Consider the following 23,362-nt stretch of genomic DNA (forward strand, 5'->3'; position numbering starts at 1 on the left):
GTAGACGCTAAGATGCCCCCTTCATCCATGCGCTTTCCCAAGGAGCCCCCATGCAGCCTCCCCGTATCCTGCTCGGCGTCAACATCGACCATGTGGCGACCCTGCGCCAGGCGCGCGGCACCCGTTACCCCGACCCGGTCCAGGCCGCGCTGCTGGCCGAGGAGGCCGGTGCCGACGGCATCACGCTGCACCTGCGCGAGGATCGCCGGCATATTCAGGAGCACGATGTGCTGCGCCTGGCCGAGGTGGTCAACACGCGCATCAACCTGGAGATGGCGGTCACCGAGGAGATGGTCGCCTTCGCCGAGCGCGTGAAGCCGGCGAACGTCTGCCTGGTCCCGGAAAAGCGCGAGGAACTGACCACCGAGGGCGGGCTGGACGTGGTCGGCGGTCGGTCCACGATCGCCCCGGCCTGCGAACGCCTGGCCGCCGCCGGCTGCGAGGTGTCGCTGTTCATCGACCCCGACCCCGAGCAGATTCGTGCCGCCCACGAGATCGGCGCCCCGGTCATCGAGCTGCATACCGGTGCCTATGCCGAGGCCCGGGGCGAGACCGCCCGTCTCGAGCATGCGCGTGTCGCTGCCGCGGCGGAGCTGGCGCTGGAGCTGGGGCTGACGGTCAATGCGGGACATGGCCTGCACTATCACAATGTCGAGCCCATTGCCGCGATTCCCGGTATCCACGAGCTCAACATCGGCCACGCGATCATCGCTCGCGCCCTGTTCGTGGGGCTCAAGGAAGCGGTGGCCGAGATGAAGCGCCTGGTCGTGGCCGGCTATGAAGCGGGCTTCGTGGCCGCCCTGGATGGGCACGACCACGATGACCACGACTACCACTAGCTGTGTAACCCCATCAGGTTGTTCACGAAAAGGCCCAGCCGGCTGACTGGAGGGTAGTAATCCAAGCTGACCGGCCTGCCGGAGACGCCTGCCGGAAGGGGGGCCGCCCTGAAGGGAGCTTGTGGGAGGGGATTCATCCCCGACAGCGGTGTCTCGGTGGCGCGCTCATCGCGACTGAAGTCGCTCCCACGGCCAGACTGCGGATGAACAACCTACCGAGAGACCACAACTAGCGCTCGCCACCGTCGGGCGCGGTGACCGGACGTGCCTGCGTGGTCCGCCAGGCACGCAGTCGCTGGAGGGCCTCCAGCAGGGTCTCGTAGATGTCCGCCACGCTGGCGATGCCCTGGGCACGCAGGCGCGACTCGAGGGTTTCGGCCACCAGGGCCAGCTGCGGCACGCCGCAATAGCGGCAGGCGCCATTGAGATGATGCACGGCATCGAGGAAGGCATCCTCGTCGCCGCGCTCATGGGTGCGACGCAGTTCGGCCTCGATCGCGTCGAGGCTTTCCAGCAGTGCCGCCAGCATTCGCTCGGCCAGCGCCGGTTGCCCCCCTGCCAGGGTGATGCCGAGCTCGGTATCGACGACCGGCAGTTCGTCGTCATCGGTCGTCAGGCCGCGGCGGGGGATGGCCCGGGAGGGGGCGGTCGACGGGGGGAGCGCCAGATGGTCGCTCAGCACGCGGCCCAGGGCGTGCTCGTCGAGTGGCTTGGTCAGCACGGCCTGCATGCCGGAATCCAGCAGCGAGCGGGTGTCCTCGGCCCGGGCGTGAGCGGTCAGCGCGACGATCGGACAATGACGCCATGCGCCGCCCAGTCGTCGCAGTGCCGCCGTGGTGGCGATGCCGTCCATGCCCGGCATGCGGATGTCCATCAGTACCAGGTCGACGCTCTGCCGACGGGCCTGGGCCAGGGCCGCCTCGCCGCTGTCGGCCTCGAGCGCGCCCTCGATGCCGCGTTGACGCAACAGCTCGCTGACCAGCAGGCGGTTGGAGGCGATGTCGTCGACGATCATCACGCGGGTGCCCGGCGCCGTTGCCCGGGATGCCCCGGCGGCGATCGGCGCCGGCGGATGGGCCGGGGGCGGCAGCAGCCCGTTGAGGGCGGCGGCCAGGCGTGCCCGCGTCAGCGGCTTGGTGAACCAGCGAATGGTGTCGGGCAGGCCACTGGTTTCCAGCTCGCGGGGTTCGCTCCTGCCCAGCAACAGCACGGGGCAGGGCAGCTGTTCCAGGCGCGTCCGGGTCGCCGGGTCGATCCCCGCCGATACGGCCTCGATCACCAGGTCCGTGTCCGCCGGCAGGGACTCGGCCGTCGCCGGCCGTTCAAGCACCCTCACTTCGGCACCGGCCCGCTGCAATAGATGGGCGAGGGCGCGACGACTGGGCGTGTGCGGCTCGCGGAGCACCAGCCGCCGCCCGCCGAGGTCGAGCACCGGGCGACGTTCGTCGGCCGCTGTCACCACGCCCAGCGGCAGGGTCACGTGGAAGGTGGTCCCGCCCTCGGGCGTGCTGTCGGCGCGGATGTCGCCGTGCATCTGGTCGAGGAGCTTGCGACAGATCATCAGCCCCAGGCCGGTGCCGCCGGGGTGGCTGAGGCGGCTGCTCTCGCCCTGCACGAACGGCTGGAACAGCTGGTCGCGAACCTCCTCGGCCAGGCCGATGCCGGTATCGCTGACGCGAATGCCCAGCACGATGTCGCTGCCGTGCTCCGCCTCGACCTGGACGCGAACCAGGATTTCGCCGTGGTCGGTGAACTTGATGGCATTGTGGACCAGGTTGGTGAGGATCTGGCGGATACGCAGCGGATCGCCCGACAGTGTCGCCGGGACGTCATCATAGACCAGACCCAGCATCTCGAGATCCTTGTCCTGGGCCGCGGGGGCCTGGAGGAGCAGGACCTCGTCGATGATCTCGGCGATATCGAGGCTGGTCGTATCGAGCGACAGCTTGCCGGCCTCGAGCTTGGAGAAGTCGAGGATACCGTTGACCAGTGACAGCAGGTTGTCGGCCGCCAGGGTGACATTCTCCAGCCACTCCTGCTGGCGTGCCTCCAGCGGGCTGCGCTCGAGCAGGCGACAGAAGCCGATGATGCCGTTGAGCGGCGTGCGAATCTCGTGACTGACGTTGGCGAGGAACTCCGACTTCACGCGGTTGGCCTCCTGGGCCTGCTGGCGCGCGTTCTCGAGTTCGGCATTCTGGCGCTCGATGGTCTGCAGCGAGGCGCGCAGCTCCGTGGTCACCGGCGTGTCGCCGTGGCGGCCGGAGACCAGGGTATCGGCGAGCCCGTTGATGGCCCGGGAGAGCAGGGCCAGCTCGCGGGGGCCCTCGGTCGGCAGGCGTGCGCGGCGGTCGCCGGCCCGCAACCGCTCGAGGACGTGGCGCTGTTCGGCGAGGGTCGCCAGGGCCCGGCGGGGGACGAGCAGGGCGGTGAGGCCCAGCATCAGCATGGCCAGGGTCAGGGCGATCGACCAGCCGGCCAGCTGCCGGTAGCGCGGCAGGCTCAGGGCGCCATCGCGAAGCGTCACGTCCAGCCGGGCGGCGGGTGCGGCCGCCTCGGGCAGCGGCACGATCACATGCGCCTGCCCGTCCCGTCGGACCAGGCTTGCCCGGGCGGGAGGCGGGGCGGGTGTCGAGACGTCATCGCGCCAGCGGACCTCGGCCACGTCCGTCAGCCGGGTCAGCCGCTCGAGCAGCGCCGCCGGGGGCGTCGGCGTCGCCGTGTCACGGGCCTCGGCGAGGGCGGGCGCAAGCAGCCTGACGCCGTCCTCGATGCGGGTCACCAGCGCCTCGCGGCGCTGGCGGTCGTCCGCGGCAAACTGCCAGCCGCCCAGCGCCAGCATCAGCAGCCAGGGAATGACCAGCAAGGCCAGCAGCAGGCGCAACCACAGGGTCATGGGACGAGATTCCGAAGCCGTTTCATGGGTCGCCAGTATGCCACAGACCGGCCCCCCGCCTGTCCACCACCGGGCGGCGGCGATATAATGCGGCAAGTTCTTATTCACCGTTCGGGCGCTCGCCGAATGACAGCTCGCCCCGGCGCAGAAGGAAACCGTCATGCACTTCCCCACCCTCGAGGATGTCGTCGGCAACACGCCGCTGGTCCGCCTGCAGCGTATCGGAGCCGGTCGCAACAACACGCTGCTGGCCAAGCTGGAGGGCAACAACCCGGCGGGCTCGGTCAAGGACCGTCCGGCCCTGTCGATGATTCGCGAAGCCGAGGCCCGGGGCGAGATCGCCCCCGGCGACACCCTGATCGAGGCCACCTCGGGCAACACCGGCATCGCCCTGGCGATGGCCGCCGCCATCAAGGGCTATCGCATGGTGCTGATCATGCCCGACAGCGCCTCCAGCGAGCGCAAGCAGGCCATGGCGGCCTACGGCGCCAAGTTGATCACGGTGACCAAGGAGCAGGGCATGGAAGGCGCCCGCGACCTGGCCGACGAGATGGTTGCCCGGGGCGAAGGCAAGCCGCTCAACCAGTTCGCCAACCCGGACAACCCCCTGGCGCACTATCGCACCACGGGGCCGGAACTCTGGGAGCAGACCGCCGGCGGCATCACCCACTTCGTCAGCTCGATGGGCACTACCGGCACGATCATGGGCGTGTCGCGCTATCTCAAGGAGCGCAATCCGCAGGTCCAGATCGTCGGTCTGCAGCCCGAGGATGGCGCCAGCATCGCCGGCATCCGCCGCTGGCCGCAGGAATACCTGCCGAGCATCTTCGAGGCCTCGCGGGTCGATACGGTGCTCGACATCGGCCAGCACGAGGCCGAGGAACACATGCGCCGTCTGGCGCGCGAGGAAGGCATCCTCGCCGGCGTCTCCTCGGGCGGCGCGCTGGCCGGCGCGCTGCGCATCGCCGAGCAGGTCGAGAATGCGGTGATCGTGTTCATCGTCTGCGACCGGGGCGACCGCTACCTGTCCACGGGCCTGTTCGCCCCCGAGGCCTGACATGAGTCGACTGGGCGAGCGGCGCACGCCGCGCAAGGCGCACCGGAACCGTCAGGGGCCGGCGACACCGGACGGCACCACCGTATCCGGAGGGGCGGTGGAGATCGAGCGCCTCTCGCATGACGGCCGCGGCGTGGCGCGCGACGCGGCCGGCAAGACCCTGTTCGTCAGCGATGCCCTGCCCGGCGAGCGGGTGGCGGTGGCGGTGCATGCCTCGCGCAAGCGCTACGACGAGGCACATGTTCGCGAGCGGCTGATCACGGCGGCAGCGAGAGTGGCGCCCCCCTGCGCGGTCTACGGCCGTTGCGGTGGCTGCGACCTGCAGCACCTGGCCGTCGTGGCCCAGCACGAGCACAAGCGCGAGGTGCTGGCCGACCAGCTGCGCCGCCAGGGGGTCGCGGCGCCCGAGACCATCGAGCTGCTGGCGGGAGCCCCGCTGGGCTATCGGCGCCGGGCGCGCCTCGGCGTGCGCTGCGACAAGGCCGGCGAGGTGCATCTCGGATTCCGGGCGCGAGGCAGCCATCACCTGGTCGACGTCGTCGACTGCCCGGTGCTGACCCCCGAGCTGGCGTCGCTGATCGCGCCGCTGCGCGCCCTGCTGCCGACCCTGACGGCCCCGCGGCACGTCGGCCATCTGGAACTGGTCGCCGGCGAGACGGAGCGGGTCGTCGTGGTGCGCCAGCTTCGCGAGCAGGCCGAGGATGCCCGGCGCTGGGAGGCCTGGGGCGAGGCCAACGGCGTGGCGGTGGCCTGGCTGGTGGGTCGCGAGCAGCCGCTCTGGCGCTGGCTCGGCAAGCCCGGAACGCTGCGCTATACCCTGAAGGGAGGGGCCCGCGACGTCACCCTGGCATTCGCGCCGGGCGACTTTCTGCAGGTCAATGCCGACGTCAACCGGCAGCTGGTGCAGCGGGCGCTGGCGTGGCTGGCACCATCGGGCGACGAGCGCGTCCACGACCTGTTCGCCGGCATCGGCAATTTCTCGCTGCCGCTGGCGACCCGGGTCGGCGAGGTGACGGCACTGGAGGGCAGCGCCGCGATGGTGCAGCGGCTGCGTGACAATGCGCTCGCCAACGGCCTGGGCAATGTCACGGCGCGGATCCACGACCTCGGCATCGCCCCCGACTGGCGCGACGCACCCGACATCGTGGTGCTGGACCCGCCCCGCGAGGGTGCCGAGGCGGCCTGTGACGCCCTGGCGTCGTCGGCGGTGCCGCGCGTGCTCTACGTGGCCTGTGATCCGGCGACCCTGGCCCGTGATGCGGCACGTCTCGTGCATGGCGGCTATCGGCTGCGTCGCGCCGCCGTGGCCGACATGTTCCCGCAGACCGCCCATCTCGAGTCGATGCTGCTGTTCGAACGCGCAGGATGAGCGGATGGGGCGATATCGCCACATCGAACAATAGGAAGAGGCACCCAGACAATCATGGTCAAGGTTCGCGAAGATCAACCCCTCGACGGCGACGGGCAGGTCGATATCGACCGCTGGCTGGCGCGCCTGCAGGAGGATGTCACCCTGCGCGACGTGGACGAGCTCAAGTCGGCCTGCGAGCTGTCCCGGCGCCTCGCCCGCGAGACGGAAAAGCCCCACAAGGCGTGGCTGGAAGATGGCTCCAGCTTCCGCACCGGGCTGGAGATGGCGGACATCCTCGGCGAGCTGCGTCTCGATCAGGAAGCGCTGGAAGCCGCCGTGCTCTATCGCGCCGTGCGCGAGGGGCAGATCGCCCTCGTGGCGATCGAGAAGCGCTTCGGTGCCGGGGTGGCCCGGCTGATCGATGGCGTGCTCAACATGGCCGCGATCAGCCAGCAGCAGACGCCCAGCCACGGCATGTCCCAGCACAATCAGCAGGAGAACCTGCGCAAGATGCTGGTGACCATGATCGACGATGTGCGGGTGGCGCTGATCAAGATCGCCGAGCGCACCTGTGCCCTGCGTCAGGTGCGGGAGGCCCCGCGCGAGAAGCAGCTCAGCGTGGCCCGGGAGGTGTTCGACATCTATGCGCCGCTGGCCCACCGGCTGGGCATCGGTCACCTCAAATGGGAGCTCGAGGACCTGTCGTTCCGTTACCTGCACGAGGACGACTACAAGACCATCGCCCGGCTGCTGGCCGAGAAGCGCGTGGATCGCGATCACTACATCCAGGACGTGGTGGCCACCCTCAAGCAGCTGCTCGAGCAGAATCATATCCATCGCTACGAGGTCAGCGGCCGCGCCAAGCACATCTATTCCATCTGGCGCAAGATGAAGCGCAAGCACATCGACTTCTCGCAGGTCTACGACGTGCGTGCCGTGCGCATCCTGGTGCCCGAGGTGGCCGACTGCTACACCGCGCTGGGCATCGTGCATTCGCGCTGGCATCACGTGCCCAACGAGTTCGACGACTACATCGCCAATCCCAAGAAGAACGGCTACCAGTCGCTGCACACCGCGCTCATCGGCCCCGAGAACAAGGTGCTGGAGATCCAGATTCGCACCTTCGCCATGCACGAGGAGGCCGAGCTGGGGGTCTGCGCCCACTGGCGCTACAAGGGCCACGACGTGGGCGGCAAGAGCCGCAGCTACGAGGAGAAGATCGCCTGGCTGCGCCAGGTGCTGGAGTGGCAGGACGAGGTGGGCGACCTCGGCGACCTGCGCGAGGGGCTGTCCAGCGACGTGGCGCCGGATCGCATCTACGTGTTCACCCCCGACGGGCATGTCATCGACCTGCCGCGGGTCGCCACGCCGATCGACTTCGCCTACCGCGTGCATACCGAGATCGGCCATCGCTGCCGGGGGGCCAAGGTCGACGGTCGCATCGTGCCGCTGACCTACCGCCTGAAGACCGGCCAGCAGGTCGAGATTCTCACCGCCACCCGCGGCGGCCCCAGCCGCGACTGGCTCAACCCCAGCCTGGGTTACGTCAAGACCTCCCGGGCGCGGTCCAAGATCCAGTCCTGGTTCAAGCATCAGGCCCGGGAGCAGAATCTCGAGGAGGGCCGGGCGCTGTTCGAGAAGGAGTTCCGGCGCCTCGACCTCGAGGGACTGGATCTCGCCACCCTGGCCGGCGCGGTCAACTACGGCTCGCCCGACGACATGTACGCGGCCATCGGCGCGGGCGATCTGCGCATCGGTCAGGTGCTGCACCAGGCCCAGCAGCTGTTCGGCGACACCGATGACGAGGAGCAGCTCGACCGCCTGCTGGCCAAGCCCCGGCGCTCGCCGAAGAGCCCCGGCGAGGGCATCACCGTGCTCGGCGTGGGCAATCTCAAGACCATCATGGCCAACTGCTGCCACCCGGTGCCCGGCGAACAGATCATCGGCTACATCACCCAGGGGCGCGGTGTCACCATCCACCGCCAGGACTGCCCGAACATCCTGCAGTTGCGCAGCGAGGAGCCGGGGCGCATCGTCGACGTGGAGTGGGGCGACCAGGCACGCACCCAGTACCCGGTGGACATCGAGATCGAGGCCTGGGACCGTTCCGGGCTGCTGCGCGACGTGACCCATGTGCTCAGCCACGACCGGGTCAATGTGCTCGGCGTCAACACCCGGACCAACAAGGACGACAACGTCGCGCGGCTGCACATTACCCTCGAGGTCGACGGCCTGGAGTCGCTGGGGCGGATCTTCTCGCGCATCCAGCAGCTGCCCAACGTCATCGACGTCAAGCGCCTGCGCAACGGCGCCGGCAAGGGAGGACGGCCATGAGCGCTCATCGCCATGATCTCGACGACCTGCTGACCCTGATGGCGGTGCTGCGCGATCCCGTCCAGGGCTGCCCCTGGGACGTCAAGCAGGACTGGGACTCGATCGTCCCCCACACCCTCGAGGAAGCCTACGAGGTGGCCGATGCCATCGAACGCCGGGCCTACGACGAGCTGCCCGGCGAGCTGGGCGATCTGCTGTTCCAGGTGGTCTACTACAGCCGGTTCGCCGAGGAGGAGGGACGCTTCGACTTTTACGACGTGGTCGACGCCCTGACCGCCAAGATGCTCGCCCGCCATCCACATGTCTTCCCCGAGGGTACCCTGGCCTCGCGTCGCGAGGGCGTGAGCGCGGCCGAGGTCGAGACGCGTCAGGTCAAGTCCCGCTGGGAGGCGCTGAAGGCCGACGAGCGCCGTGAACGTGATGCCGTCTCGGTGCTCGACGATGTGCCGCGCACGCTGCCGGCGCTGTCGCGCGCCGCCAAGCTGAGCAAGCGCGCCGCCCGGGTGGGCTTCGACTGGCCCGACGAGCAGGGCGTGCTGGCCAAGATCCGCGAGGAACTCGGCGAGGTCGAAGGCGCCCTGGACGCGGGCGAGACCGAGGAAGCGCGCGCGGAAGTCGGCGACCTGCTGTTTGCCGTGGTCAACCTGGCGCGGCGCTTGGGCGCCGACCCCGAGCAGGCCCTGCGCACCACCAATGCCAAGTTCGAGCGCCGCTTCCGGCATGTCGAGCGAGCGCTGGCCGCCGACGGCCGGCAGCCCGACGAGGCCTCCCTGGCGGAGATGGATCGGCACTGGGAAGAGGCCAAGCGGCGGGAACATCATCATCCCGAGGAGAGCCACAACAATGAGTGATGACCTGCACGAATCATTGCGCGACAACGTGCGCATCCTGGGCGACAGCCTGGGGCATACCATCGCCGACGACCTCGGCGACGGTTTCGTCGACAAGATCGAGGCGATCCGCGGGCTGGCCAAGCGGGGCCGCCAGGGGGAGGGCGGCTCTCAGCGCGAGCTGATCGAGTACCTGCGTGCGCTGCCCGATCAGGACCTGCTGCCGGTGACCCGGGCCTTCAACCAGTTCCTCAACCTGGCCAACATCGCCGAGCAGCATTACCGGGCCCGGTTTCGCCGCGTCGAGGACTACAAGCCGGGCTCCCAGCCGGTGCTCGGCGAGCTGTTCGAGCGCATCGGGCGCTCCGGCTACTCGCCGCGCCAGTTGATCGAGACCCTGGCCGGCATGCGCGTCGAACTGGTGCTGACCGCGCATCCCACCGAGGTCATCCGGCGCACCCTGATCCAGAAGTACGACGCCATCGACGACTGCCTGACGGCGATGGAGGGCGCGGTCGACTATCCCGAGAAGGCCGTCCGGGTGCATGGGCGTCTTCAGGAGCTGATCAGCCAGGCCTGGCACACCGACGAGATCCGTCACGAGCGGCCGACGCCGGTCGACGAGGCCAAGTGGGGCTTCGCGGTGATCGAGAACTCGCTGTGGCAGGCGGTACCCGACTTCCACCGCGACCTCGACAACCTGCTGCTGGATGCCGCCGGGGAGCGCCTGCCGCTGGACGCCTCGCCACTGCGCTTCGCCTCCTGGATGGGCGGCGATCGCGACGGCAACCCCAATGTCACCGCCAGGGTCACCCGCGAGGTGCTGCTGCTGGGACGCTGGATGGCCGCGGACCTGTACCTGCGTGACCTGGAACAGCTCAAGTCCGAGCTGTCGATGTGGAAGGCCAACAGCGCCCTCAAGGCCGAGGTCGGCGATGACCCCGAGCCCTATCGGGCGCTGATCCGGCGGCTGCTGGCGCGGGTCGAGGCCACCCGCGACTGGGCCAAGGCGTGCCTCGACGGGCGCAGCTTCGAGGGCGGGCCGATCATCGAGACCCGCGACCAGCTCTATGCGCCGCTGCTGACCTGTTATCGCTCGCTGTGCGACGTGGGGCTGGACACCATCGCCAACGGCGCCCTGCTCGACACCCTGCGCCGGGTGGCGGTGTTCGGCGTGTCGCTGACCAAGCTGGACATCCGCCAGGAGTCCAGCCGCCACACTCAGATGCTCGACGAGCTGACCCGCTACCTGGGCGTGGGTGACTATCAGGCCTGGGACGAGTCGCAGCGTCAGGCATTCCTGCTCGAGGAGCTGGCGTCGCCGCGGCCGCTGATCCCGCGGCGCTGGGACTGCTCCACCGAGACCCGCGAGGTGATCGACACCTTCCGGGTGATCGCCCGGGAACACCGCGAGGCGCTGGGGACCTACATCATCTCGATGGCCGGCCAGCCCTCCGACGTGCTGGCGGTGGCGCTGCTGATGAAGGAGGTGGGCGGTGACGTGCGCCTGCCCATCGCGCCGCTGTTCGAGACCCTCGACGACCTGGACCGCGCCGGCGAGGTGATCGACCGGCTGCTGTCATTGCCCGGCTATCGCGAGATGGCCGGCGACAGTCAGGAGGTGATGATCGGCTACTCGGATTCGGCCAAGGACGCCGGCCAGCTGGCCGCCGCCTGGGCCCAGTACCGGGCCCAGGAGACGCTGGTCGAGGTGTGCCGGCGCCACGGTGTCGACCTGACCCTGTTCCACGGCCGCGGCGGTACCGTGGGTCGCGGCGGCGGCCCCGCCCACGCGGCCATCCTCTCGCAGCCTCCGGGATCGGTGAACGGCAGCCTGCGGGTCACCGAGCAGGGCGAGATGATTCGCTTCAAGTTCGGCCAGCCGGACATCGCCCTGCGCTCGATGGAGATCTACGCCTGTGCGGTGCTCGAGGCCACGCTGCTGCCGCCGCCGTCCCCCGAGCCCGAGTGGCGCGAGGAGATGGACCGGTTGGCCGAGATCGCCCATGGCGCCTATGTCAGCGTGGTGCGCGAGGATCCGGATTTCGTCCCCTATTTCCGCGCCGTGACCCCGGAAGGCGCGCTGGGCCGCCTGCCGCTGGGCTCGCGGCCGGCCAAGCGGCGTTCGGAAGGCGGGGTGGAGTCGCTGCGGGCGATCCCCTGGATCTTCGCCTGGACCCAGACCCGGCTGATGCTGCCGGCCTGGCTGGGCAGCGGCGAAGCCTTCGCGCGGCGGCTGGAGGAACCCGACGGGCTCGAGCGCCTGCGCGAGATGCGCCATCGCTGGCCGTTCTTCGGCACCTATCTGGACATGCTGGAGATGCTGCTGGCCAAGGCCGACCTGGGCATCGCCGCCTACTACGAGCAGCGCCTGGTCGATGAGCCGGCGCTCCAGCAGCTGGGTCGCGCCCTGCGCGAGCGCCTCGAGCGCCTGCACGGCGTGCTGCTGTCGATCCTCGACCAGCAGGAGCTGCTCGAGGGGACGCCGCTGATTCGTCAGGCGATCGACGTGCGCAACCCCTACATCGACCCGCTGCACGGGCTGCAGGCCGAGCTGCTGCAGCGCAACCGGGATGCCGACGGGGCGATCAGCCCGGCGCTGTCGCGGGCGCTGATGGTGACCATGGCGGGCATCGCGGCGGGGCTTCGCAACACCGGCTGACCCGGCGTCGGTGAGGTCAGGCGGCAGGAAGCGGGGCCGGGGATAACTTCCCGGCCCCGCTTGCGTACGGCCGCCACTCCTTCGCCCGTGCTTGCCACGAGCGTCGGTCACCGGTGCGAGGGTTTACCCGCTTTTTATACCGTTATATTAATGCCTTGCCAACGTGAAATCTTGGTGGCAGATTCATCGCGACTGAAGTCGCTCCCACGGCAGACTCCGGATGAATAACCTGCCGAGAGATCACACCTGACTGCCACTTCGAGAACTATTGCATTGAGTCCTATTGCGGCGTGTCGTCCCGGAGTCGTTCCAGTGCCGGTACGCTCAGGCCGTGGCGCCGCGCGGCCTCGAGCAGCGGGCCGAGGATGGCATCGCGCTCGGTACGACGTCCGGCCAGCACGTCCTGCAGCATCGAGGCGCGATTGTTGGCCGTGCCCTCGATGACCCCCCAGACATGGGCCTGCCAGCCGATTTCCGGCGGCTCGATCTGTTCGGCGGCCATGAGGGTCGCCACTTCGGCAACGATCGCCTCGACACGAGGACGATACGCCTGGGCGCGCAGCTCGCCGTTGCGAATGCGGTGAATCGCCACCAGCGGGTTGATCGCGGCGTTGACGGCGAGCTTGTGCCACAGCCGGCGGCGGATATCGTCGCAGGCCCGTGTCTCGAGGCCGGCGGCGGTCAGGGTCGCGCTGGTGCGTGTCGCCAGTTCCGGGTAGCGACCCTCGAGGTGGCCCAGGTGGGTCAGACCATGGCCGGCATGCACCACCCCGTCCTCGCCGTGTGTGTAGGCGCCTTCGCTGGTCACCGCGCAGAGTACCGGGCCGGCCCAGCGCCGGGTCGCCCTGGGCTGGGCCTGAAACCCGTTCTGCCACAGCACCACAGGGGTATCGGCGGCCACCCGGGCGGCCAGCTGGTCGAGCGCGGCGTCCACCGCGTGGCTCTTGGTGGTGACGTGGACCAGGGCCGGTCGGCGCGGCGCCTCGGCGAGGGCGAGGCGCACCACCGCGTGCCGGCGAACTTCCCCCTCCGGGGTCGTCATGATCAGCGGGTTTGTGCCGGTGCGGCGGCCGATCAGGATCGAGGGCTGTCGTTCGACCAGGCGTGCCGCCAGCAGCCGACCGAGGGCACCGGCGCCGAGTATCAGCCAGCGGGGGTCGGGGGTCATTGGTCGTCTCCCTGCCGGGTGGGGCGGCGCGTCCCGCGCCGTGTGGACTTGCCGGTCATGTCACTACTGCCGGATTGACTGGAGCGCCGACGACGCGACGAGGCTTTTGCTTTTTTTGAGGCCGGCTTACCGGAGGCCGGCTTGTTCGGTGCCGGCCCCAGGCCGCGGGTCTCGCCGAGGGCCTGGCGCATGCGGCCGGCATCGGCGGCGGCCAGCAGCTCGCGCAGGTCCGCGAGCAGCCCCTCGAGGAACGGCCCGGGTGCCTCTTCTGCCTCGGCGATGGTCCGCAGGCGCTGCTCCCAGAGGGCGGTGCGCTCGGGCCGTGTCGCCGCATCGGGCAGAGCCTGGATCAGGGCGTGTCCGGTGGCGGTGGCGCGCAGGTTGCCGCTCTGGCGCACCAGGTAGCTGCGCTTGAGCAGCGTCTCGATGATCGTGGCGCGGGTCGCCTCGGTGCCCAGGCCGTCGGTGTCGCGCAGGGTCCGCTTGACCGCCGGTTCCTCGACATAGCGGGCGATGTTCATCATCGCCTTGATCAGGCTGGCGTCGGTGAAGGGTTCCGGGGGGCGGGTCAGCTTGTCGTCGATGTCGGCGTTCGTCACCGTGACCGGCTCGCCCTCGGTCAGCGCCGGCAGGGGCGGGGCCTCGTCGCGGCTGGTGAACAGCGGCTTCCAGCCGGCGACCAGGATCTCGCGGCCCTGGGCGCGAAAGGTCTCGTCGAGGATCGTGAACTCGGCCTTGACCTCGCGGGTTTCCAGCATCGGGTAGAACTGGGCGATGACGTTGCGGGCGATCAGTCGGTAGATCGCCGCTTCCGGGGGCGACAGGCGCTCGGGCGCGAAGGGCTTGCCGGTCGGCGCCAGGGCATGGTGCGCGCCGACCCGGGCATCGTCGAAGGCCCGGGGACGCCGCGTGAAGTCGGTGCCGGCCAGCCAGTCGCGCAGGGTCGCGTCGCCCGCCCCGGCGCGCTCCAGCAGGGTGCCCATGCCGGCGCGGTGCTCCTCGGGCAGGTAGCGGCAGTCCGAACGCGGGTAGGTGATCAGCTGATGGCGCTCGTAGAGCGCCTGGCAGACATCCAGCACCTGCTGGGCGGAGAAGCGGTGGCGGCGGGCGGCGTCGACCTGCAGGGCCGACAGCGAATAGGGCAGGGGCGCGCTCTGGCGCTTGCGCCGGGCGTCCAGCCGGGTCAGCCGCCCCTCGGCGCCGGGCAGCCGGGCCAGCAGCGCCTCGGCCGGGGCCCGGGCGAGCAGGCGTCCCTGGTCGTCGAGCGGGTGGTGTTCCCCCGGCTGCCACCAGGCACGCAGCTCGCCGGCGGCCACCGTCAGGTCGGCCCACAGCACGTGATACGGGCGCGGCTCGAAGCGGGCGATGTCGATGTCGCGGCGGGCCACCAGGCCGAGTACCGGCGTCTGCACGCGGCCCACCGACAGCACGCCGTCATGCCCCGCCTGGCGGCCGGTCAGGGTCCAGGCGCGGGAGAGGTTGATGCCGTAGAGCCAGTCGGCCCGCGAACGCGCCCGGGCCGCCTCGTAGAGCGGCTGATAGCGGCGGTTGTCCTGCAGCGCGGCCAGTGCGCGGGTCACCGCCGGCCGGTTGAGGTCGCTGATCAGCAGCCGCGCCACCGGCCCCCGCCAGCCGAGGTGCTCGATGACCTCCTGCACCAGCAGCTGACCTTCACGGTCCGGATCGCCGGCATGCACCAGGCTGTCGGCGCGCTTGAGCAGGTCACGCAGTACCTTGAGCTGGCCGCGGGCCTTGTGACGCGGCACCAGACGCCAGCGTTCGGGAACGATCGGCAGGTGGTCGAGCCGCCACTGCTTGTAGCGCGGGTCATAGGCATCCGGCGGGGCCGGCTCCAGCAGGTGGCCGAGGCACCAGCTGACCCAGGTGTCGCCGACCTCGAGGGCACCGTCCCGGCGCTGCGTTCTGCCTGGCAGGGCGTCGGCGATGGCGCGGGCCAGGCTGGGCTTTTCGGCGATGATCAAGCGCATGGTGGTGAGTATGGCGCCATATGGCTGGATGGGCGTCCAGTATGCCCGAGCCGACAGGGATGGTGCATCCCCGGGCTGACGGTTTCAGCCGAGGGCGCGCTTGGCCTGGACCAGGGCCCGGTACCAGTCGCGGCGCGGGGGGCCGATCGCCAGCGGGCGCTGGCTCAGGAAGCTCACGCCGCGATTGTCGCTGTGCGCATGGCTGGCCTGGTAGTTGACCAGCATGTCGAGGGTCTGTTCGCGGGCGCCGTAGTGCTCGATCAGAAAGCGCCGGGCGGCGGGGTCGAGATCGACCCGGTAGTGGCGCACCAGCGCCAGCGCCAGGGATTCGGCGGTACGCGAAAGGCTGACCTCGATCTCCTTGACCATGGCCGAGCCCAGCGCCGCCTTGGTGGCGGCCGACAGGTTGGGTTCGAGCTGGCCGAAGTCGGCGGCGTTGGAGCCGTTGATGGCGCGCTGGACCTCCGCGTGCGACAGCTGGATATGGGGTTCCAGGGCCAGGGCGATCTCGATTGCCAGGCGCTTGGCGGCGTCCACGCCGACGGTGAGCAGGGTGTCACGTTCCACCTGCTGGGCACGGGCGTGACGCGGCATCTCGATGCCGGCTTCCTTCAGGTGGCGGGCGAGATGCTTGCAGACCTCGGCCTTGGCGGCGTCGTCCAGGGCGATGACGTGTTCGCGGATGCGCAGGCCTCGCCGCCCCGGGCCCAGACGCAGCCGGGTATCCTGATCGCCGAGGCGGCTGCTGATGCGTTCCCAGCGCTCGGAGCGCTTGATCAGCTGGGCATGGCTGCGACCGACCGCTTCGTAGGCGTTGTAGGCCGACTTGTAGAGGCGGATGGCGTTGGTCAGCAGGTCGGCCTTCTGGCGCAGCTGGCTGCGCCGGTCGGTCAGGCCCCGGGCCACCACCGGCGCCAGGTGATGGATCTGTTCGGCCAGCGCGTCCATGGCCTGCAGCGAACGCTCGAGCAGCACCTCGGCGCGCAGCCCGGCGGCGGCATGCTCGACCAGGGTGCCGGACTGCTCGGCCAGGTAGGCGGTGAGTGCCTTGAGACGCGACAGGGCGGTGGCCTGGGCGATGCGGTAGCGGGCCCGGGCCTCCTCGAGGCCGTCCAGCGCCTGGGCCAGCCGCCAGCGGCCGCGGTACTCGAAGGTCAGCATGGGGATCCGGCGCCCGCTGATCAGCTCGAAGGCCAGGATCAGCATCTCCTCGACATCCTGCAGCGTCATCAGCAGCTCGTTGTCCTGCTCGATGGCGGCCAGCACGCGCTCGATGAAGTTGGTATCGCGCGGTACGCCCAGCCGCAGGTCGGGGGCACGGCCCTCGAAGCGCTCGCGCAGCAGCGTGGTGGCGGCCGGCGCGAGTTCGGCGATCGCGGCGAACTGCGGCTCCAGGCCGTCGCGGTAGCGTGCCACCAGGTCGCGGATGCGGGCATGCAGCCCGGCGCGCCGATAGATGTCGATCTGGGTGATGATGCGCGCGCTGTCGCGGTCGTCGAGCAGTTCGATGGCGGCCAGCTCGACCCCCTCGGGGGACAGGTCCTGCTTGCGCAGCAGCATGGCGGCGGCCTCGCGGCGGCGGGCGTCGCCCTCGAGGCTTTCGACGATCAGGTTGCGGGTCGCCAGCAGCAGCTCCGGCAGGCTCTTGATGACACGTTCGACCTTCTGGGCGGTACGCTCCGCCCGCCGCCCGCCGGTGAGGTTGTGCACCAGGTTGGCGATGATGCCCGCGGCGCCGGTGATCACCGTGTAGGAGATGAAGAAGATGTAGTTGTCGGCGGTGGGCGCCTTGCCGTAGCCCAGCAGGTAGCCGCCCCAGGCGCCGAGCAGGGTCACCGGGCCAGCGGTCCACAGGATCTGCAGCAGGCTCACCGTCCAGGGGACCTTCTCCACGGCGGCGGTGATGCGTCGGATCTCGTCGCGGCCTTCGCGCTCCAGGCGTACCTGCGGGGTTTCGTGGGAAGATGGGTCACGACGGAACGGCAGGCGCAACGCGAAGAGTCCTCGAGCGGGGGTAGGCAGACCGGAACAGGGCGCTACCCTAGCACCGCCGGGGCAGGCGCGCCAGCGTTGGTGAGTCGGCTGCACGGGGCGTGCTAGACTGGTCGGATTTGCCGAGGAGGGGTGCAATGCTGGCGATGTGGGTAGAGCAGCTGCTGGGGTATGCCGGGGGCGCCCTGGCGGCGATCCGGGCGGATGAACACTATCCCTCGCTGATGGCCTGGGCCCGTGACGAGGGCGTCGGGTATCTGGGCGGCAACATCGCCCAGGCGCAGGCACTGGCGCCGGAGCTGTGGAACCAGACACCGCTGGAACGGCTGGACTTCGCCTGTGAACCGCTGGCCCGGCCGGGGCGCAACGAACCCTGCTGGTGCGACTCGGGGCGCAAGATGAAGCACTGCTGCGGGGCCGTGAGCCTGCCGGGCGCGGTGCCGCCGCATCTGATGTGGATGCTGTCGCTGCGCGACTGGAAGGGCGATACCCTCAAGGCGGCGCTGGAAAGCGGCCGGGCGCCCGCCCAGGCCCTGCTGGAAGCCGGCCTGATCGCCGCCGAGGGCGGCCAGCGCGGCCGCGCCCAGCAGGTTCTCGAGACCCTCTTCCAGGCCGCCGACTGGGATCACCTGCCCGAGCAGGCCGAGCCGGCCTTCGAGCTGCTGATCGAGCTCTACCAGGAGCGCGGCTTCAACCGCAAGCGGGCCGCGCTGCTGGATGCCATCCTCGAGCGGGGGCCGCTGTTCCTGCGCGGCGTGGCGCTGGAGCGGCTGTGCCTGATGCACCTGGACAGCGACGACCTGGCCAGCGCCCGCGAGGCCTTCGTGCGGGCCCAGCAGACCCTCCCCGATTCGCCGACCCTGGCCTACATCGAGGCCATGCTGCTGCTCCACGAGGGGCATCCGCAGGAGGCCCGCGAACGGGCGGACTTCTGGTTCCGCCGCCTGGCCCGCCAGGGCGACCTGGATGGCGAGCAGCTGCAGTTCCTGGCCGACCTGGCCGACAACCCCGGCGCGACCCTGGCCGAGCAGATGGTCAACTCCGAGGAGGCGCTGGCCGAGCCGCTGATGGGGCTCCAGGCGCTGCTCGAGGCCCTGCCCACCGCCCCGCGCCTGCAGTTCGAGGTCGGCGACGAGGGGACCGAATACCGCTCGACGGCGCGCGAGGACACCTTCTTCGCTGCCTGGCGCGAGGTATTCGGGGTCGACGTGGACGAGGAGGCGGCACTGGGCTTCCAGGCGGACCCCTGGCCGCAGGCCGGCGACTGGCTCAATGCCCTGTGCGCCCATCCCGAGTGGCTGGATTCCCCGGCCGTGGTGCAGACCCTGAGCATGGCGCTGGCCAGCCGCTTCGGCAGCCTGCCGTGGATGGCGGAGAGCTTCTTCGCGCCTCTGGCGGCGCGCCTGGAGTGCTGGCTGGAGCAGATCGAGGAGCACGCGGCGCCCTTCGTCTGGGACGTGGCCGACAATGCCGTGCTGCTGCGGGCCGGGCTGGCGCTGGTGGTGGGCATGGAGCGCGGCGATCGGCAGCGCTCCCGGCGGCTGGCCGAGCGCCTGCTGGTGCTCGACGAGAACGACAGCCTGGGGCTGCGCGAGCTGGTGCTGGACCAGCTGCTGCGCGAGGGCCGCGACCGCGAGGCGCTTGCCCTGAGCGATCAGCCCCAGGGCGACGACGAGGCACCGCTGCTCGGCGTGCTGATGGGACGGGTGCTGGCGCTGTACCGGCTGGAGCGCTTCGATGCCGCCGAGGAGGCCCTGGACGCGGTCGATGCGCTCAACGCCCATGTCGTCGCCATGCTGTGTGCCGACAATCCCCGGCCGGTACCGCTGGCCGTGGAAGTGCCCGAGCCCGGCACCAAGGCCGAGGCCTGGCAGTATCGCGCGCTGATGCGCGACCAGTGGGTGGCCACCCGCGGCGCGCTCAAGTGGCTGGCGGAACAGCGCCGACGGCTGGCCGAGCGCTGATCAACCCGCGCCTTCCTCGGTGGCGGCCGCCGGGATCAGGCTCGGATCGCGGCCCAGCCACCAGGCCAGGGCGATCGCCGGCAGGCCGATGAGCGTGGCCCACAGGAAGAAGACCGCGTAGCCCTGGCTGGCCACCACCACCCCGGAAAAGCCGCCGATGAACTTGCCCGGCAGGGTCATCAGCGACGAGAACAGCGCATACTGGGTGGCGGTGTAGGCCCGCGAGGTCAGGCTCGAGAGAAAGGCGATGAATACCGTGCTGGCCAGCCCGTTGGCCAGGTTGTCGCCCATGATGGTCACCACCAGCATGGGCAGCTGGGCACCCAGGCCGGCCAGCGCGGCGAACAGCAGGTTGGTGGCCGCGGCGAGCACGGCACCGGCCAGCAGCATCCGGGCGATGCCGTAACGCACCACCAGCAGCCCGCCGATCACCCCGCCGGCGATGCTCATGGCGATGCCGAACACCTTGGTCACGTTGGCGATCTCGGCCAGCGAGAAGCCCAGGTCGATGTACAGCGGGTTGGCCATGGCGGCCATCGACAGGTCGCTAAGGCGGAACAGCCCGATCAGTGCCAGCAACCCGATGGCCTGACGCCCGTAACGGGTGAAGAAGTCGGTGAAGGGGCAGATCACCGCGCCCACCACCCAGGCGCCGAAGCGCCGCCAGCGTCGGGGACGGTGCCGCTGGGCGTGCAGGAAGTGGCGCACGCGGGGCTCTTGCTGCCAGGGCACGCCGAGTGTCGAGCGCGGTGGCTCGGGGCGCGACAGCACCGTCAGCATGCCCACGCCGACCAGCCCGGCCATGGTCAGGTAGGCGGCCTGCCAGGACACCAGGTCGGCGATGTACAGGGCGCCGGCACCGGCGGCCAGCAGGCCGCCGCGATAACCGATGATGTAGGTCGAGGCCATCGCCGCCTGGATGCGTTCCTCGGCGGACTCGATGCGGAAGGCGTCGATGACGATGTCCTGGGTGGCCGAGCCGAAGGCCACCAGCAGGGCGAAGGCGGCGACCAGCGGCAGGTCCTGGCGCGGGTCGAGACCGGACAGCGCCGCCAGCGCCCCGGCGATCACCAGCTGGGCGAGCAGCATCCAGCCGCGGCGCTGGCCCAGGCGGCGGGTCAGGATCGGCAGCGGAAGCCGGTCGATGACCGGCGCCCAGAACAGCTTGATCGAATACAGCATGCCGATCCACGAAAAGAAGCCGATCGCCGCGACCTCGACGCCGGCATCGCGCAGCCAGGCGGTCAGCGTCGAGAAGACCAGCAGGAACGGCAGGCCGGCGGCAAAGCCGAGAAACAGCATGGCGACGACAGGGGCGCGGCGGTAGACGCTCAGGGCCTGACGCCAGGAGCGGCGGGGGGAGTCGGGCATGATCGGTCTCCTGCCGGACGGGCGATGCCGGTGGCGATCGCTGCCGTCATCGATGTTAGGATGAAGGGGTGGCGGCAAGCGGCTAACTTACGCGGTTCCCCGTCGTCGAATCAATGCCGCTGCGCGACGCATCCCAGCCACGGTGTCAGGAGCAAGATGAGCGAATCCAACAGCGTTTCCGCGGATATCGATACCCGGGCCATTCCTCACTGGTACCTGATTCAGTGCAAGGGCGGGGAATCGTTTCGTGCCACCGAAAATCTGGCCAACCAGGGCTACGAGATCTTTCATCCGGTGCTGCAGGTCCAGAAGAAGCGCCGGGGCCGGTTGTGCTGGGTCGATGAGCCGCTGTTTCCCTATTACCTGTTCATCCGGCTCGACCGGTTGGCCAGCAACTGGCGGCCGATCCGCTCCACCCGGGGCGTGCTGCGTCTGGTGACGTTCGGCGACCAGCCCCTGCCGGTCGACGACGCCCTGGTCGATGCGTTGCGCCACAACGCCGCCGCCACGGCGGACGAGCGTGAAATCAACGTCTATTTTCGGGCCGGCGACGTCGTGGAAATCTGCGAGGGGCCGTTCCGGCAGTTGCAGGCGGTCTTCGAGCGCCGCAAGGGCGAGGAACGCGCCATCGTGCTGCTCAACCTTCTGCACGGCCAGCAGGCCGTGGACTTGCCCATCTCGCAACTGCGCCGCTCCTGACAGCCCGAGTCCGACCTTCCTCTTTTCCCTGCCTGACCGGAGGCTTTCATGTCCATTACCGCCCAGCAGGTGGTGACCCTGCACTACACCCTGCGCAATGCCGACGGCGAGATGCTCGATGACTCGCGGCGGCGCGAGTCGCCGCTGGAGTACCTGCATGGCCACGACAACATCGTGGCCGGTCTCGAGCGGGCGCTCGACGGCCACGCGGCCGGCGACCGCCTGACGGTGACGCTGGCGCCCGCCGATGCCTATGGCCTGCGTGACGAGGCGCGGGTGCAGACAGTGGCGCGCAGCGCCTTCGGCGGCGTCGAGGCGCTGGCGCCGGGCATGCGCTTTCAGGCCCAGGGGCCGGACGGCCCGCGGGTGGTGACGATCGTCGATGTCGATGACAGCCGGGTGACCGTGGATGCCAACCATCCGTTGGCTGGGCAGACCCTGAGCTACAGTGTCGAGATTCTCGAGGTACGCGAGGCGACCCGGGCCGAGCTGGCCAAGGGGCACCCGCTGGCGCCGGATGTCGAGGCATCGCAGGTCGAGGACAAGAAGTTCGGATGACCCCGGCGACAAGCCCGCCGCCATGTTGTGCCCGGCTCTTGACTCAGGTCAGAAAGCCGGACGCGGTGCTGCGCTACAGTGCGAGGTGTCGGGTCACGCGGTCGCCCCGGTTCATCGGGCCGCCCGCGTTGATCGATAGATGTCGTCAGGGAGGGGCAATTGCCCCGCTATCGCCGGCCTTCGGGCCGGCTTTTTTTCGTTGGTGCCTTTTGTCGCCCATCCGCCAGTGCCCGTGTCAGGCCGGCGTGGCGAGCAGGGGGCTCTCCCGATAGCGATCCAGCCAGGCGAGCACCGCATCGGCCTCGAGGCCGGACGAGATCAGGTAGCCCTGGGCCTGGTCGCAGCCGGCGGCGGCCAGCCGGTTCAGGTGTTGCGATGTTTCCACGCCCTCGGCGATGACGCTCAACCCGAAGCGGTGGGCCAGGGCGATGCTGGCATCGACGATCATCGCGTCCTCGGGCTGCTCGAGCATACCCATCACGAATGACTTGTCGATCTTGAGCACATCGAGCGGCAGCTGGCGCAGCTGGGTCAGCGACGAATAACCGGTGCCGAAGTCGTCGATGGCGATCTGGATGCCCTGGCGCCGCCATTCGGCGAGCCCGCGGGCCGTGAGTTCCGGGTCATGCATCATCGACTGCTCGGTGATCTCCACCATCAGCTGGTGCGGGTCGACACCGCGGTCGGCCAGCCAGGCCGAGACCAGCGTGCCGAAGCCGGTGCGCTCCAGGTTGAGCGCCGAGAGATTGACGGCGATGGTCTGGGGATTCTGCCGGGCCTGCCACTCCGCCATCTGGGCGATGACATGCTGGAGCAGCCACTCGCCCAGCAGCGTCATGTGGCCGGAGGCCGCGGCCAGCGGCAGAAACTCGTCCGGCTGCAGCAGGCCGAGCTGCGGGTGCTGCCACTGCATGAGGGCCTCGAAACCGGTCACGCTCCCATCACGAATACGGATCTTGGGCTGGTAGACGACTCGCAGCTGCTGTTCGCGTACCGCCATGACCATGTCGCGGAGCAGCTGACGTTCGCGCTCGTGGAGGCGGTCCAGCCCGCATTCATAGGCGTGATAGCCGTCGTGCGACTGCCGGGCCAGCGACAGGGCGATGCCCGAGCGGCGCAGCAGGTGGCGGCTCTCCTGGCCGTGTTCGGGGTAGCGCAGGTCCGACACCGACAGCGAGGGGATCAGCGACGTGCCCTCCAGCTCGAGGGGCTGGTCGATCGTCTCGCGCCAGCGGTCGTTGCCGAGGGTGGCTTCGGTGATCATCAGGAATTCGTCGCCGCCCAGCCGGTAGACCCGGCCGTCGTGCAGGCTCAGTTGCTGAAGGCGCCGGGCCAGAGAGACCAGCAGTTCATCGCCGATGGCGTGCCCCAGGCGTTCGTTGATGGCCTTGATATTGTTGACGCTCAGGCGGATCAGCGAGAACGGCCGACGTGCGTCGATCAGCCGGTCGATTTCGGCCAGGGCCGCGCGATGCGTGCCGACTCCGGTCAGGACATCGATGTCCAGGGCCGGCAGCCGAGGCGCCGATGCCGGCAATAGGCGTTCGGCGCTGCGGCGGGTGAGTTGCGAGGTGCCCAGTAGCAGCCGGGCGGTTGCGTGTTTCAGCAGGGCGATCACGAGCCGGTTTCCTGTGGGGTGAAGGCCGACGAGTCAGC

Annotated in this window: 15 protein-coding genes; 9 read left to right on the plus strand and 6 right to left on the minus strand. The window is 69.8% G+C overall.

Features of this window, described 5'->3' with window-relative positions; genetic code table 11:
* The first annotated feature begins 50 nt into the window (after window positions 1–50).
* Complete coding sequence (pdxJ, locus tag G7A98_RS13095; RefSeq protein WP_163650126.1) at window positions 51–839, plus strand: pyridoxine 5'-phosphate synthase; 789 nt, start codon at window positions 51–53, stop codon at window positions 837–839.
* Window positions 840–1,068: 229 nt separating this feature from the next.
* Here the strand turns inward: pdxJ and G7A98_RS13100 are convergent, their stop codons facing one another.
* Window positions 1,069–3,732, minus strand: coding sequence for an ATP-binding protein (locus G7A98_RS13100; RefSeq protein WP_163650127.1), 2,664 nt, complete (start codon window positions 3,730–3,732; stop codon window positions 1,069–1,071).
* A gap of 160 nt (window positions 3,733–3,892) precedes the next feature.
* Here G7A98_RS13100 and cysM point away from each other — a divergent pair, with 160 nt between their 5' ends.
* From cysM to ppc, 5 genes are read left to right on the plus strand one after another with little or no spacing between them, the layout of a single operon-like run.
* A complete protein-coding gene (cysM, locus tag G7A98_RS13105) occupies window positions 3,893–4,789 on the plus strand; it encodes a cysteine synthase CysM (protein WP_163650128.1) in 897 nt (298 codons plus the stop codon).
* Window position 4,790: 1 nt separating this feature from the next.
* Complete coding sequence (locus G7A98_RS13110) at window positions 4,791–6,158, plus strand: TRAM domain-containing protein (RefSeq protein ID WP_163650129.1); 1,368 nt, start codon at window positions 4,791–4,793, stop codon at window positions 6,156–6,158.
* A gap of 54 nt (window positions 6,159–6,212) precedes the next feature.
* Window positions 6,213–8,474 carry a GTP diphosphokinase gene (gene relA / locus G7A98_RS13115; RefSeq protein ID WP_163650130.1) on the plus strand — a complete coding sequence of 754 codons (2,262 nt, stop codon included), beginning with the start codon at window positions 6,213–6,215 and terminating at the stop codon, window positions 8,472–8,474.
* Entirely contained in the window at window positions 8,471–9,325 is an 855-nt protein-coding gene (gene mazG, locus G7A98_RS13120) for a nucleoside triphosphate pyrophosphohydrolase (RefSeq protein WP_163650131.1), read from the plus strand. The genes relA and mazG overlap by 4 nt, the downstream gene beginning before the upstream one ends.
* Window positions 9,318–11,966: a phosphoenolpyruvate carboxylase gene (gene ppc, locus G7A98_RS13125; protein WP_163650132.1), complete on the plus strand. Its 2,649-nt coding sequence runs from the start codon at window positions 9,318–9,320 to the stop codon at window positions 11,964–11,966. Before mazG ends, ppc begins: the two co-directional genes overlap by 8 nt.
* A 280-nt stretch (window positions 11,967–12,246) precedes the next feature.
* Here the strand turns inward: ppc and G7A98_RS13130 are convergent, their stop codons facing one another.
* From G7A98_RS13130 to G7A98_RS13140, 3 genes are all read right to left on the minus strand, one after another.
* Window positions 12,247–13,134 carry a ketopantoate reductase family protein gene (locus G7A98_RS13130; protein ID WP_163650133.1) on the minus strand — a complete coding sequence of 296 codons (888 nt, stop codon included), beginning with the start codon at window positions 13,132–13,134 and terminating at the stop codon, window positions 12,247–12,249.
* Window positions 13,131–15,122, minus strand: coding sequence for a DNA topoisomerase III (locus tag G7A98_RS13135; protein WP_163650134.1), 1,992 nt, complete (start codon window positions 15,120–15,122; stop codon window positions 13,131–13,133). Before G7A98_RS13135 ends, G7A98_RS13130 begins: the two co-directional genes overlap by 4 nt.
* A gap of 84 nt (window positions 15,123–15,206) precedes the next feature.
* Window positions 15,207–17,114, minus strand: a complete 1,908-nt coding sequence (locus tag G7A98_RS13140; RefSeq protein WP_163650135.1) for a hypothetical protein — start codon at window positions 17,112–17,114, stop codon at window positions 15,207–15,209.
* A 137-nt stretch (window positions 17,115–17,251) separates the two neighbouring features.
* Between G7A98_RS13140 and G7A98_RS13145 the strand changes: the two genes are divergently transcribed.
* Window positions 17,252–19,078 (plus strand): SEC-C domain-containing protein, encoded by a 1,827-nt coding sequence (locus G7A98_RS13145; RefSeq protein WP_163650136.1) that lies wholly within the window; start codon window positions 17,252–17,254, stop codon window positions 19,076–19,078.
* Here the strand turns inward: G7A98_RS13145 and G7A98_RS13150 are convergent, their stop codons facing one another.
* Complete coding sequence (locus G7A98_RS13150; protein ID WP_205596269.1) at window positions 19,079–20,449, minus strand: MFS transporter; 1,371 nt, start codon at window positions 20,447–20,449, stop codon at window positions 19,079–19,081.
* 156 nt (window positions 20,450–20,605) lie between these two features.
* Between G7A98_RS13150 and rfaH the strand changes: the two genes are divergently transcribed.
* Together rfaH and G7A98_RS13160 are read left to right on the plus strand one after the other, a co-directional pair.
* Entirely contained in the window at window positions 20,606–21,148 is a 543-nt protein-coding gene (gene rfaH / locus G7A98_RS13155) for a transcription/translation regulatory transformer protein RfaH (protein WP_163650137.1), read from the plus strand.
* Window positions 21,149–21,196: 48 nt separating this feature from the next.
* Window positions 21,197–21,706, plus strand: a complete 510-nt coding sequence (locus G7A98_RS13160) for a peptidylprolyl isomerase (RefSeq protein WP_163650138.1) — start codon at window positions 21,197–21,199, stop codon at window positions 21,704–21,706.
* Between the two features lie 235 nt (window positions 21,707–21,941).
* On the opposite strand, the gene G7A98_RS13165 is transcribed toward G7A98_RS13160, so the two are convergent.
* The gene (locus G7A98_RS13165; protein ID WP_163650139.1) at window positions 21,942–23,324 is read right to left on the minus strand and encodes a bifunctional diguanylate cyclase/phosphodiesterase; all 1,383 of its coding nucleotides are present in this window, start codon (window positions 23,322–23,324) and stop codon (window positions 21,942–21,944) included.
* Window positions 23,325–23,362: the final 38 nt, after the last annotated feature.

The sequence above is a fragment of the Modicisalibacter sp. 'Wilcox' genome (genome assembly GCF_010993675.1).
Lineage (GTDB): Bacteria > Pseudomonadota > Gammaproteobacteria > Pseudomonadales > Halomonadaceae > Modicisalibacter > Modicisalibacter tunisiensis.